The sequence below is a fragment of the Bacillus sp. JJ1503 genome (assembly GCF_036965125.1).
Classification (GTDB): Bacteria; Bacillota; Bacilli; order Bacillales; family Cytobacillaceae; genus Cytobacillus.
The window spans coordinates 1-14,117 of record NZ_JBALOZ010000221.1 but is presented as its reverse complement, the minus strand read 5'-3'; the positions used below and the strand labels follow the sequence as shown (position 1 = coordinate 14,117).

General features: G+C 37.3%; 12 protein-coding genes. 1 reads left to right on the top strand and 11 read right to left on the bottom strand.

The window, feature by feature from the left end; genetic code table 11:
• Nucleotides 1-1,320, top strand: a 1,320-nt coding sequence (locus V7149_RS16590; protein WP_335346717.1) for a sodium:solute symporter family protein, incomplete at its 5' end; no start/stop codon positions are given.
• Between the two features lie 546 nt (nucleotides 1,321-1,866).
• On the opposite strand, the gene V7149_RS16585 is transcribed toward V7149_RS16590, so the two are convergent.
• The 11 genes from V7149_RS16585 to V7149_RS16535 all read right to left on the bottom strand — a co-directional run.
• Nucleotides 1,867-3,861: a methyl-accepting chemotaxis protein gene (locus V7149_RS16585; protein ID WP_335346716.1), complete on the bottom strand. Its 1,995-nt coding sequence runs from the start codon at nucleotides 3,859-3,861 to the stop codon at nucleotides 1,867-1,869.
• Between the two features lie 661 nt (nucleotides 3,862-4,522).
• Nucleotides 4,523-5,758 carry a M20 family metallo-hydrolase gene (locus V7149_RS16580; RefSeq protein WP_335346715.1) on the bottom strand — a complete coding sequence of 412 codons (1,236 nt, stop codon included), beginning with the start codon at nucleotides 5,756-5,758 and terminating at the stop codon, nucleotides 4,523-4,525.
• An 18-nt stretch (nucleotides 5,759-5,776) separates the two neighbouring features.
• Nucleotides 5,777-6,889 carry a mandelate racemase/muconate lactonizing enzyme family protein gene (locus V7149_RS16575; RefSeq protein WP_335346714.1) on the bottom strand — a complete coding sequence of 371 codons (1,113 nt, stop codon included), beginning with the start codon at nucleotides 6,887-6,889 and terminating at the stop codon, nucleotides 5,777-5,779.
• Nucleotides 6,890-6,892: 3 nt separating this feature from the next.
• Complete coding sequence (locus V7149_RS16570; protein ID WP_335346713.1) at nucleotides 6,893-8,194, bottom strand: hypothetical protein; 1,302 nt, start codon at nucleotides 8,192-8,194, stop codon at nucleotides 6,893-6,895.
• Nucleotides 8,195-8,209: 15 nt separating this feature from the next.
• The gene (locus tag V7149_RS16565) at nucleotides 8,210-9,013 is read right to left on the bottom strand and encodes a serine hydrolase (RefSeq protein ID WP_335346712.1); all 804 of its coding nucleotides are present in this window, start codon (nucleotides 9,011-9,013) and stop codon (nucleotides 8,210-8,212) included.
• A 76-nt stretch (nucleotides 9,014-9,089) separates the two neighbouring features.
• A complete protein-coding gene (locus V7149_RS16560) occupies nucleotides 9,090-10,397 on the bottom strand; it encodes a GntT/GntP/DsdX family permease (RefSeq protein WP_335346711.1) in 1,308 nt (435 codons plus the stop codon).
• 435 nt (nucleotides 10,398-10,832) lie between these two features.
• Complete coding sequence (locus tag V7149_RS16555) at nucleotides 10,833-11,618, bottom strand: SDR family oxidoreductase (RefSeq protein ID WP_335346710.1); 786 nt, start codon at nucleotides 11,616-11,618, stop codon at nucleotides 10,833-10,835.
• A 108-nt stretch (nucleotides 11,619-11,726) separates the two neighbouring features.
• Nucleotides 11,727-12,011 (bottom strand): hypothetical protein, encoded by a 285-nt coding sequence (locus tag V7149_RS16550; protein ID WP_335346709.1) that lies wholly within the window; start codon nucleotides 12,009-12,011, stop codon nucleotides 11,727-11,729.
• Between the two features lie 32 nt (nucleotides 12,012-12,043).
• Complete coding sequence (locus V7149_RS16545; protein ID WP_335346708.1) at nucleotides 12,044-12,463, bottom strand: hypothetical protein; 420 nt, start codon at nucleotides 12,461-12,463, stop codon at nucleotides 12,044-12,046.
• A gap of 153 nt (nucleotides 12,464-12,616) precedes the next feature.
• Entirely contained in the window at nucleotides 12,617-13,744 is a 1,128-nt protein-coding gene (locus V7149_RS16540; protein WP_335346707.1) for a S1C family serine protease, read from the bottom strand.
• Between the two features lie 12 nt (nucleotides 13,745-13,756).
• A partial coding sequence (locus V7149_RS16535) for an FxLYD domain-containing protein (protein ID WP_335346706.1) occupies nucleotides 13,757-14,117 on the bottom strand: 361 nt, incomplete at its 5' end.

The window sequence follows — 14,117 nt, the reverse complement described above, 5'->3', positions numbered from 1 at the left end:
ACAACCTTTACATTTCTAGGCGGCAGCGGCTGGGCTTACGGTAAAGGCGGCCCTGCATTTTATATCCTATCTTACGGGTGTTTAGCATATGTTATGTCTTACTTTTTACTCCCTAAAGTTTGGAAATATGCAAAAGATCATAACTTAATGTCACAATCAGACTTTTTTGTTAGCAAATATAAGAGCCCATACCTCGGTGTGTTTGTTTCCATCGTTGGCGTTGTGGCCCTCATTCCATACCTCGTTCTGCAAATTAAAGGACTTGGCATTATCGTTTCCGAAGCATCTTACGGAACCATTTCTTCGACGGCAGCCATCTGGATCGGGGTTTTATCTGTAACGGTTTACGTTATGATTTCAGGGATTCACGGATCAGCGTGGACAGCGATAATAAAAGATATTTTGGTTCTTGGTGTCGTCGTATTTCTAGGACTTTATTTACCATTCCATTATTATGGCGGGCTTCAACCAATGTTCGAAGCAGTCGAACTTGCAAAACCGGGACATTCAATCCTTCCGGAAAGTGGATTAAGTGTTTCTTGGTTCATCTCTACTGTACTATTAACGGCACTTGGCTACTATATGTGGCCGCATAACTTCGGTGCGGTGTATTCTGCGGAAAACCAAAAAGTATTCCGCAAAAACGCCATTGTCATGCCTCTTTACCAGCTCATTTTATTATTTGTTTTCTTTGTTGGATTTGCTGCTATTTTACAAGTGAAAGGTTTAGAGGGAGCAGAAGGTGACCTTGCACTTTTAAGACTTTCTATCCAAACGTTTGATCCATGGGTAGTCGGCTTAATTGGCGCTGCTGGATTATTAACGGCCATCGTTCCGGGATCGATGATCTTAATGGCATCTGCTACGCTAATTTCCAAAAACATATACAAGGTTTTCGTTCCGAATGCAACCGACCAGCAGGTTGCCAAATTAGCAAAGAGCTTAGTTCCTGTCGTCGCCATGATCGCTCTATTTTTCACATTCCAAGGCGGAGATACACTCGTTACTATACTTTTGATGGGATACAGCTTAGTGACACAATTATTCATTCCATTAGTCTTTAGTTTAGGCAAAAAGAACTTTGTAACAAAGCAAGGAGCATTCGCAGGTATCGCAGTTGGTGTAGCTACTGTTGCCTACGTTGCCATCAGCCAAACAACCATCGGAAGCCTATTTCCTGCCTTGCCACAATTTATCCAAGACTTAAATGTAGGGGTAATTGCCTTGATTATGAACCTGATCGTTATGATTGCGGTTAGTCTTGTAACAGGATCGTCGAAGCAAGAAGTGAAACATGAGAACAGTTCTATTGCTTCCTAAGGACTAGGGGCTCTGTCCCAGTTAATCCGGGACAATCCGCTTACAAAATTTAATGAATTGAAGTGTTCGAAAAATTTATCCGAATGTATTAATCGTTCGAGCACTAGAAGAAATCTTCTATGCAATTCATTTGCCGAATGTTCGTGACTATCAAATTCTGAGAGATTTGGCGTTTAGAATCGTTATTTTCAATAAAAACCAGGAGGACGAATTTAGCAGATCCTCCTGGTTTTTAATTTTGAGTAATACCTAAATGGATACTAAAATATGAATACATATATTAATCAAGCGTTTATTTAAACTCCTCTAGCCGTTGTGCGGCATGCGTTTGTGTCTGTTCAATCAATCGTTTGATTAACGCTATTCTTTAAGAATGGGAGGCCAGTACGAACATACATATCAATCAAACGTTTATTTAAACCCCTCTAGCCCTTGTGCGGCATGCGTTTGCGTCTCCTCAATCAATCGTTTAATTAAACTACATTCCAATCCTTATCATCCCATATAAAAGAGAGACCACTCAAAGGTGATCTCCCTGTACCATATTTACACTAGCTTAAATTTAGCAACTGCTTTTTGAAGTTCATCGCTTAGTTCGGTCAATTGTTCTGCGGAATCGGCTACGGACTGAATAGCTGTGACCTGTTCATCCGTTGAGGCACTGACTTCCTCACAGGCGGCCGCTGATTGTTCAGCCATCGCAGCCATTGAATGAATGCTGTTTATAACGTCCACCTTCCCATTGGCCATATGGTCTATTTCATAATGGACACGGAAAATGGACTGTCTTAATTGCTCAACAATATCCGAAATAGAACGGAAGCTTGACTCTGTTGTCTGAACGGCATCCGCCTGCTGGGTGAAGTTTTCCTTTGTCTTGTTCATGGATTCAACAGCAAGAAGTGCTCCGCTTTGGATGGTTGTAATCGTCTTTTTCACTTCATTCGTTGCCACAACAGATTGTTCCGCTAGCTTTCTAACTTCCTCAGCAACAACAGCAAATCCCTTCCCATGTTCACCCGCTCGAGCAGCTTCAATACTAGCATTTAAAGCAAGCAGGTTGGTTTGAGAGCTAATGTCGGTAATCGTTGTGATCACTAGCTCAATTTGTTGAATTTTTACCTCAAGATCATGAATGACTTCTTCCATGGACTCAAGGTATTTACGAGATTCTGTAAAGGAATCCTTTAAATTATTTACTTCGTTAATCCCCTCTTGATTCATTTCATCTGCTTTCTCTGCCAGGCCCGTCATGTCTGCAGCATGTGCACTAATTTCATTAATTTTATTACCTAATTGGTCGGATAATTGATTAGCCGCCTCTGCCTCTTGTGCCGCAGTTGAAGCACCCTTAGCTACTTCAGTGATGGCCGCCGCAATTTCCTCACTGGATGCATTCGTTTCCTCGGATACTGCGCTTAAGTTTTCGGCCGATGTTTTCACGTTATTCACTGAAGTGTTCACGAACATTAGGACGGATTTCATATTGCCTACCATCTGATTGAATTGCGTGCTTAACTCACCAATCTCATCTTTTGTCGTAACTGCTGCTGACACGGTTAAATCTCCGCTAGCCATACGATTAACAGCTTGTTTTAAAGAAATAATGGGCTTCGTAATCCTTGATGCCACAAAGTAAGTAATAGCACTAGCAACCCACAAAGCAAGTAAGGAGATAATAAAAATATTCATTCTAATGTGTTTAGCGCTTACTAATAGATCATCGGATGTATAGGCTGCTCCAATTTTCCAAGATGTACTTGGAATAGTGTTAAAAACAAGCAGCTTGTCTTCACCTTCATCCATATATGAAGAAACACCAGCTTCTTCTTTGTATATTTTTTTAATGTAAGGCAAATCCATTAAGTTTTCACCTTGTTTTTCCGGATGGACAATGGCTGTGCCTTCCTTAGAAAAAACAAACGAATACCCGTTATAGCCAATTTTAGCTTCTTCAATCATTTTTGTAATATCAGTCAATTTCATATCCAGGCCAATAACGCCAACAATATCGCTGCCCTTTTTAATGGCATATGATGAAGTGACTACGAGTTCATTCGTGGCTGAATCAATATATGGCTCACTCCAAACAGCTTGACCAGCATTTTCTACCGCGAGTTTATACCAATCTCTTGAGGTTGGATCATAATCAGCCCCTAAATCAGCCTTAGGCATAATCTGCAAATCTTTCATTGGAGTAGCTACATAAATAGAAGTTACATCCTTATATTTATCTAAAAAGTTATGTAAAGCCCTGTCTAGTTCATTTTCTGCATCTACTTTTATCTCTGTTCCAGACATCTCAAGATAATCTTCCACATCCCTTGAATCAGCCACATATTTCATGCTTAATTCATGTTGGCTCATTGCTAATTGAAGAGAGTGTGTCATCTCAGCAACAATACTATTGGTTTGCTCAACAACATTTTTTTCTATTTGATTTTTTGTTTGATGGTCAACCAAAACACTAACAGCCAATACGGTCAAAACTAAAAGAATGACAAAAAGACCAATCAGCTTCCCCTTTATAGATTTAAACATAACCCTTTCTCCCCCTGATGTAATATACATTTTCACTGTAACACATAAAAATTGCTTTACTTATAATTAAGATAGTTAAAATTTTTCAAAAAATGGAATAGGGGAAAAAGGGACTTTAGTTCCAACTCTGCGGTTAAAAACTGAGGCTATTTTAGGGGGTTTTGCTTCCCAATTTCTGATGAAAGCTTGAAAAGTAGGCTTTGTTTCCTAATCCTTGATACAATCTCGAAAATGGGGAAACATTTACTATTAAACTACTACATTTGAATAAAAATTAGGCTTTATTAAATCAAATTGAGCACTTTTTTTGGATGCCTTTATGTTTATCAGCCAATTTAAGTGGTTTGTCAGCCAATTCCACCTATTTATCAGCCAATTTAGGTAGTTTATCAGCCAAATCTACCAGTTTATCAGCCAATCTCACAGATAGCGCCCAAATTAAGCGGATACTAGCTAATTTTAGAGCTGGGTGTCTGCCAAAGTTTGTTTAAATGTTGTGATCCCATCCTACTGCACATTTTCCTCCGAATGCGACATAATAAGCCAACACAAACTAATGACATTATCTTTCCTCTTAAACTAGACCTCTTTTATTTTTAAAAAATTAATAGACATCCAATGAAAAACATTGGATGTCCAGTTGACCTGCATATTTTTGTATTTAATCTATTTCCTTATCTGCCAACAATACTGCATGAAGCATGGTGTTTGCTGCTTTTTCAATATCTTCAGCAAGACTGAGTTCCTCAGGGCAGTGACTTTTTCCATCAATACTTTTTACGAAGATCATAGCTGATTTCGTTATATCTGCTAAATGAGTGGCATCATGACCTGCCATACTAGCAAAAGTAGTATAAGCAATCTCCAATGAATCGGCTGCATGCTGCAAATATTGCACAATATCTGAATCAAAAGTACACTCTTGCTGATCTAATATGTTTTCAGATAAGATTTTAACCCTTCGAGCTTCTTGAATTCTTTCAAACTCTTTATAGATTGATTCTTTTATTGCTTTCCTCTCTTCTCTGCTTGCTGACCTTATTTCCAGAATAAAATCTACTCGGCCTGGAATGATATTTGCTGCATTCGGATGGACATTAAGCTTGCCAACTGTCGCAACAGCATCCGTATTAAAACTTCTTGTCACTTTCTCTACAGCAAGAACCATTTCACTTACTGCAGTTAAGGTATCCATCCGATCACTCATCATCGTTGTTCCTGAATGATTGGCTTCTCCAAACACTTGAATTTGATCCCGATAAATCCCTACGATTTGATTCACAACACCTACCGAAAGATCTTGTTTCTCTAACCGTTTTCCTTGTTCGATATGGAGTTCAATATAGGCAGCCAAATCTTCTCTTTTGATCTCTGAAATCTTTTCTAAATCTCCGCCGGCCTTTTTAACAGCATCAGAAAGCTGGAATCCATTTGAATCACTTGCATTCATGAGCTGAGAATATGTTAGTTTTCCAGTGAGCGCTCGGCTGCCCATTGTAGATAAATTAAAATCATTTGGCTCTTCTGCGGTAAAGGAAACAATTTGTAAATGGTGATTAAGTGAAAAGTTATTTTCAAGCAATGTTTGAACGATTTCCTTTGCAACAAGAACTCCTAGAGCCCCATCAAATTTACCACCATTAGGTACAGTATCTAAATGTGAGCCAATTACAATAGTTGACGTATTTTCATTTTCTGAAGGTATCTTTGCCCAAATATTGGCGATCGGGTCCACTTGTACATGTAGACCCATCTTTTCTAGTTGATTTATAAAAACTTCTCTAACTTTATAATCAGCTTCAGAAAAGCTTGGTCTTGTGATCCCTTCTCCAGGCTTCTGTCCATATTGTGCATAGTATTCGATTTCCTGCATTAATCGCTCTATATTGATTTTCATGATACATCCAACCTTTGCTTAAGAAATTAAATCCATATTAAGTTCAATCCCTAATCCAGGTCCATCAGATACCTGCAATTTTCCATCCTTCACTAAATCTCTAGCCGCAATGGATGTAATATCATGTGTATGAAGGTAAGCACCACAAATAAAATCATTATGCCTGCTAATGACTGGAGTACTAGCAGCAACATGCATACTTGCGATTATTCCGATTCCAAGCTCTAGGTTACTTCCAATTGCACAGCTTATACCTGATGCTTCAGCAATAGCTGCTATTTTTTTAGATTGATGGATGCCTCCAACTTTACAAGTTTTTAAGTTCACTATATCTGCACATCCATATTGAATAGCAAATAATGCATCCTCAGCACTGAATACAGTTTCATCAATCATAATTGGAGTTTCGACAGTTTCTCTAATTTTCTTTAAACCTTTTAATTCTGATTTTTTAACAGGCTGCTCAACGGATTCAAGCTCTCCAGTTGTCTCCAGTTCCCTAATGACATAGATCGCATCCGTTACACTGTAGCCTTGATTAGCATCTAATCGAATTTTTACATCCTTTTTAGAATCGGTAATGGCTTTACGAATAAGCTTTACTAATTCAATATCTCTTTTTCGTTCATTACCGACCTTTATTTTGATCAATGAAAAGCCTTCTTCAATTTTTTGCAAAGCCTCATCATAGGCGCTTTGATTATCCTTAATCCCAACAACATAGGCTAAAGGGATTTCCTCACGGTATTTGCCTCCAACTAAAGCATAGACTGGCTGATTAAGAGTTTTCCCCCATGCATCATGGATGGCAATATCAATGGCAGATTTCGCTGCACTTTGCCCATAGATAGCAGCGTTCATTTGTTCGTGAATCAAACTTAGTTGATTAATCTGTTTATCTATTATTGCAGGTGCTAAATAAAGATCATTCACTAATTTTATAGTCTCCGCTGTTTCACCCATAAACGCAGGTGATGGTGATGCTTCGCCATAACCGCGAATTCCATCCTCTGTAATAACCTCAACTATTGCATGCTTTCGCGTTTTTGCTGCGTAAAGAGATATTTTCCATTCATTTTCTAGAGGTACTTCAACGACATATGTGTTTACCTTTGCAATTTTGCTTAACACGATTTATTCATCTCCTAAAATAAGTTGATACAATTTTCTCGGCCTACCTTGCTGGTAAGGCTTTTCCTCCCCAGCTACTTTTATCATTTGGTGGTTAAGAAGTTTTTGAATCATTCTTTCAGCACTTCGCTTTGTCACACTATAATAATCAGCTAAAACCTCTGCGGAAAAAGCTGCATTTTCCCGTATTTGATTAAACTCAATAAACCTAGCTGCTGCTTCATTGCTGAACTCAACATTCTCGGTTAATTCCTTAAATAATTTTGAATGTACTAGTTTGCTCCTATCCCCTAAAGGCCCAATTACCTTTCTATGTTCATTCACGATATAGCAGCTGCTGCTTGCTGAATGCTTCCCTTGCATTAATGCTAATTTGGCATGTTGTTCTGCTTGATTAGCTGTTAACCCAAGTCCAAAGCCAATATTAATTGAAACATTCAACTCATTTTCAATTTCACGAATTAGAGGGAAATCCTGAAATTGATTAGTCACATAATCAAGAATTCCTCTTGTTCCGAAAATATAGAAATGATTAGATCCATTGTTTATGATGGAGGCAAATACATTGTGACCAAAATTCAGCAATAATTGATGCAGACGTAATAAGAGCTCTTGACCAAAGAAATCTCCTTTTTCTTCCACAATGCTGTCGAAGTTTTTTATTTTTAAAAAGCCAACTACAATTTGAGAGCTTTGACTTATTTTTAACTGTCCGTTTACTTTTGCCTCTTCAATCGCTCTTTCTAAGTTTCGGCTAGGAATTTTCATACGTGAACATGGAATTCCTTTTTCACGGATACTTTTCTCTACTTCACCAATTGTTGTTAATACATAATCAATTTTTCCTTCTTCCCATAATTGGGTATGAAAATCGACAATACTTTCAATATCAAAATGCTGATCTTTTCCGTATCCGTACGTATAAATATTCCGGTCGATAATTTCCAATTCATTCAAAACTTCATTAATATGATATTCATTCATAATATCAATAGACAAGCGTTGTATATTTTGATTCAGTTCATTTTTTAATCTAAAAAATGATGTGGAAACCATGAATTCATCAAACTGAACATAGACAGCTGGTATATTGACCTGCTTCAATTCCTCTTGTGCATATAGAAATGGAAGAGGACCCGTAAATAGAAAAACATTTGATCCCATTGCCTTTAGAACTAAATCTTTACTATTCTTGGCATGTTCATAAATAAAGGGGATGATTTCGATATCACTTCTTTTATGAGCATATTTTTTGATTCGATCTATGGACGATTCAAGACCAAATACGGCTATTTTTATACTCAAATTCAAACAACTCCATTAAGCTATTTTCACTTTACTATTTAAATAATGTATCATTTCTTTGCCAATTTCAGCTAAACACATTTTACCCGAAAAATTATCAGACCACCCTTGTGATAAAACAGCGATAAAAATTACATCTTCATCCTTTTTTATCATGCTAATATCATGCTCAAATCCTGGCAATTCCCCAGTCTTATTGTAAAAGTGGATTCCAGAGTTAAGATAATTATAACCCGGAAGCTTTTGAGTAAATTGTTGTTTTGCCAATATACTCATCATTTCTAATCTACTATCATCATGGACAATTTCATTCGATTCACCTACTATTTTTAAGTACTTTAGCATATCATAGGCAGTTGTTGAATTTTCTAATCCCCTTGCTACTGCATCAGCATCCATGAAATTTCGCTCGACCTTCGTATTTATACAATTTAACTGTTCTGAAAGACTGTTAATTCCATCCATGCCAACAGTGTTTAAAGCAATATTTGAAGCAGTATTATCAGATACAATCATCATTAATTCAAGTAAGTTCCGAAAGCTATATGAATTAGACTCTGTTAAATAATGAATAACACCTGTACCCGCGACTTTTTGGAGGTTATTTATCTCAACAATCCTTTCCAAATCAAGTTTTCCTTGTTCATATAATCGAAAAGACTCTATTAAAATGGGGAGCTTAATAACACTTGCAGCCTTCATTCTTACATGTTCATTAATCAGAATATCTCCCTCATCCGAGCTTAATGCTATGGATACCTCACCAAAACAATTATTTATGATATCGATCAGCTTTGCTTTTAAGTCTTTAAGTTCCATTACCATTGCTCCTAACATAGCCCAGTAAATTTACTTTTAATAACTTTACTGGGCATGATATTTTAAAGCTTCTGTTCTATATGAATAGACTTCTCAATATGACGAATATTACAACAATTATAGTAACAATGATCCCAAATATCACTAGGCTTTTTAAATCTTTAGATCGAGCAATCCCCATTGCTCCTAGTGTATCTCCAATCGGATATAGAAACTCAGTCATCTGTGATCCAACGAGTAATACAAGAATCCAAATGCTTAATGGAATTCCAGCGTTAGCAAAAAGAGTTCCAAACATTTCATCTAGTACTAAAACTTGTGCCACAGCAGCCCCAGGAATTCCGGCAATTCCAGTAATAGTCGTCAATATAACAAGTGTTACATCTCCACCTTTTTCGATAAAAGGCATAAGCAGATTTTTTAACGATTCAAATCCACCTAATTCTTGGATGTAGAAAATAAATGGATGGAAGAGAACAAATTGGAAGAAAAGCCAAATAAGCGGTTTAGCTCCATCAAAGAAGGTTTCAGCAATTTCATTTGGAGATAATCTTCCAACCAATCCAGTAATAATCGCTGTTAAAACAATAACGACAATGGCAAAGGTAGATCCACCTTTAATAATGACACCATAAGTTATGAGACCAATTAAAGATATTAGGAAAGCCCAAGTTGCTTGATTGATAACTTTCGAATCTAAATCTCTTCCATCATCTTTTGAGTATTCAGCCACATCATCCGCTGAATAAGGATAAATGTGAATTGTTTTTTTATTAATCGCCCTAACATAAAAGAATGTAATAATCCACATGATGAGTGAAATAGGTAAACCAGCATACAATACTACTTGCAAATACGATAATCCTGTAACTTGCATTAAAGTTACCATAGGTGGCGTAAAAGGTCCTAGAAATAATCCTGTAACACCTGCACCGTGAAAAATGACAGCAACAGCACTAGATGATAAACCTGCTTTTGCAACAGTTGGAATAATAACCGGTGCTACTACTGCGTTGGCTCCAGCAAGTGTACCAAGGGATCCAGAGAGAAGAGTAGATGATGCCATTGTACCAATAATGGCCTTGTTAGGACTGTTAATACCGATTTTATTCATAACAAATTCTACAATCTTGTGTGCCACCCTCGTTTTCTCTGCAACTTTACCGAGACCAGCCCCTGCCATAATAATTAATCCTACATACGCCAGAAACGATCCTAATCCTTCCTGAGTTGTCTTTGCAATATCTATCATATTTGCTCCAGACAAGACAGCTCCTGCAATTGTTGCGATTAAAATCGCAACCACTGGATGCCACTTTCTAAAAACTAATACGACAAACAAAACCAAAGGAACTAAACCCCATAGCGTTGGTTCTGAAAACATAACAAACCCCCCAAAAGTTTTTTAATTTTAATTAGCGAAAACATTAGCGACAATGTCTCTAATTAATATAATAATAGATTTTTTTGAAAATTGTCAATGTTTTTTTGCGAATAATTTTCTGATAATGGTATTTTAAGAGGGAATTATGCCTTTAAAAGGAAAGCAGTGGGGAAAAGCGTGTTAAAACTGTAAAAGTTTATTCTAGCAAGGGGGCAGGATCATATTAAACAAACGATTAATCAATTATGCATTTCCTCTTGTGGGGCAAGGATTTTTGGAATTTAATTAAACGCTTGATTAATACCCTCTTTCCCTTGAGGACAAGCCCTTTCGGCGTTTAATCAAACGTTTGATTAGAACGGAAAACAAAAAGCACAGGGGTTCCTGTGCTTTTCACTGAACTTTGGAGCGAGGTACCTCGCCCCATAAATATATTTATATCGATTTAATCATCCCACCATCAACTAAAATGGAACTGCCGGTTACATAACTGCTTGCATCAGAAACTAAAAATACAACGACATTAGCAAATTCCTCTGGAGTTCCATATCGTTTTAAGGGAATGGTATTTTGGGCGTCTTCTTTAACTTGCTCTTGAGAAACGCCCCGTCGATCAGCATTCATTTTGTCGAGATGTGCAACACGATCTGTTGCAATTCTACCAGGGCTTACTGTATTAACTAATATGTTATAGGGAGCTAATTCTTCTGCCAATGTTTTAGCCAGTCCTACGATTCCTGTTCGAAAGGTATTCGAAAGAATAAGTCCAGGTATAGGTTGTTTTACAGAGGAAGAAGCAATATTAACAATTCGTCCACCCGTTTCTTTTAAATCAGGAAGAACTTCACGAATTATTCTAATATAACTCAACAAATTTAGCTCAAATGCATTTTGCCAGTCTTTATCGGAGAACATTTCAAATGTTCCTCCAGGAGGGCCACCGGCATTATTAATTAAGATATCGATTTTACCAAAGACTTCCCTCGTTTTACGAACGAGTCGTGTAATGTCTTCAACCTTTGTAATATCAGCTGGAAAATATGAAACTTTCCCTTTACCTAGAACATCTAATTCACTTTTAACAGCCGCTAACTTTTCAGTATCCCTACTCGTTAGCATGACATGTGCCCCTTCTTTTACAAGTTTCTCCGCTATCGCTTTTCCTAATCCTTGACTAGAAGCGATAACAAGTGCCACCTTATTGTTTAAATTAAGTTCCAAATCTACCACCTTCTCTTTCTATAAGAATTCCCCTATTTATGGGGTGTTGTCCATTACGCGGCCAATTGTGGCTACGCTGCCCTCACTGTATCATGTGGGACTTTCTCATTAATGCAGATCTTTTTCCACCTTTATCTTCGTGTTCTTCGTTTGAAATACCTTCTGAAAACACGGCCAGATCCCAACTAGAAAAAAGATCACTCCTGCAAAAAGTGAGATAAATATCCAGAATTTCATCCCAAAGCCAATTAATTGATGAGCACCTTCGAAATAGGTGACCTTCGGGGTATTGATATAGGAAGACATGATAGCGGCAGTAATATGTTTAGAAGCATATAAAAAAGCGGAAATGGCTATGAAAAAGCAACCAACAGCGGTAAATCCCTTATTCATCTCATCACCTCTTTATCTTTTTCCGCCAGACGTTATTTATATAACTCCTTATAGGCGATTACTTTCAATGCCATGATTTCTTCTTCCGTTAATTTCCCCTGGATCTCTTGAAGGATTTCTTCTTTCGAAGCAGACCCATTCTGCACTTGCACCCTAATATCATTTAGTTCAGATATACCAACCTTTTGAATCAAAACTTTAGTGGCCTCTTCTTTTGTTTTAAAAGGCAATTTGCTAGTGTCAGCTGTTTCGGCCTCTTCGATAAATGATTGTAACTCAGGATCACTTTCAATTGTTTTCTTTATTTCCTCCAGTTCCCCACTGCTCTCAAGTTCAGATGAAATGGTCTCCACTAACTTATCAGAGGCTATCTTCGTACCAAAGTGATAAACACCATACCCAATGCCACCCAGTAAAACAACTGTTATGATTAAAAACTTTAAAATTCGCATTCCTTCACTCTCCTTATGAAAAAAAGATACCCCTCACTTTGAGGCACCAATTATAATTCTAAACAAAAGCCACTTTGCTACGAAAGTGACTTTTGTTCCTATTATACATTTATATTGAGTAAAACTGGTGAAAAGTGGTGAGCCTAGCAACTGTCAGTTAATCCGCTCTGCCTTCCCCGATATGATCTTCAACTGGTCATTTTCATACGAAACCTCGTATGTTGCTTTATATTTACTCAAGTTGGTGGAACCATTATTTCGTTCTTTTGCAGAAATTATGACAACAACAGATGCTTTGTCTTCTGAGCTTGTAACTGTTAAATCATCAATCGTGACGGATAAAGTATTTAAATAACCGCTTCGAAACTTTTCATAAGACAGATTTGTCTGCCATGAGCTGCCTAATAGTGAGTATGCCGTTACGTAATCACCGTAGTTTAAGCTTTCATAAAAATATTTAATAAGATAGCTGGAATAATCCTCTACAGAAAATTCATTTTCATACGCATATCCTTCCATCCCTGTCGCTACCTCGGGAATGTTTACCATTGGAGAATCAGACCAGCCTTCTATTATATGAAGTATACTGACAATAGGAATACTGAAACCAATTGCACCTTTTTCAATACCTGCAGAATTAATGCCAAGAACCTCTCCTGTTTTGCTATCAACTAATGGTCCTCCACTATTGCCATGTGTAATGGGAGCCGAAATTTGGTATACGTCTTCATAGTGATATGGATCTAAATCTAAGTCACGGTCAACTCCGCTAATAATACCCGTTGTTACAGTATTTTGCAGACCTAATGGACTTCCTAATGCAAGAACTTCATCCCCAATTTCTCCTTTTCGGTCTTTCGCGATTTTCAGTGGACTTGTCCCTTCAAGGCCATGAACCCGGACTACCGCAACATCCGTCTCTTGACTAATGCCAATAACAGTTCCCGAAAATTCCCTCGCATCAGAAGTCATAATGGTCACTTCCTTTGCATTTGCTACGACATGGGCATTTGTCACGACATCACCTCTATTATTATAGAGAAAACCAGATCCCAATGATCCGTCTGCTAATTTAATTTTTACAACTAATTTCTGTGCGTTATGGATAATTTCCTTAAGATCAGTGGAAACCTTCTCTTCCTCTGTTGTTTTGGCATCAACGATTAACGCTGATGGGGCTGTAAGTTTTTTCGGTATAGAATCTTTTATGTAAAAAAAGACAAATATTCCTGCTCCCCATACAAGAATTGTTGAAATTAAGCTTATCATCCATTTTTTCACTTCGTCACCTACTTAATTGAGATACCACGTAATATTGTCAATTTCAACATTTACATTCTGACCAACACCATAATAAATATTATCAAAATAACCTAATTCTCCAGGTTCTAAATAGTAAGGATAAACGGATGTATATCCACTCGATAGAAATCCACCATTCTCATTATAAATTGTATAGTAAATGGTAATAGAACTAATACTGGTTGTTGCGACATTTTTAACGTTTCCAATTATATAAAGATCCCCATACTCATCTGTTTCTGCAGAAAAATCAGAAACAGAAACAGCAGCGGTACGATTTTGCAAATCTTCCTTTGCCGCAGCCTCCATTGCTTTTTCGATTCTCTGTTGCTCTGCCTCTTCAAAAGCAAGC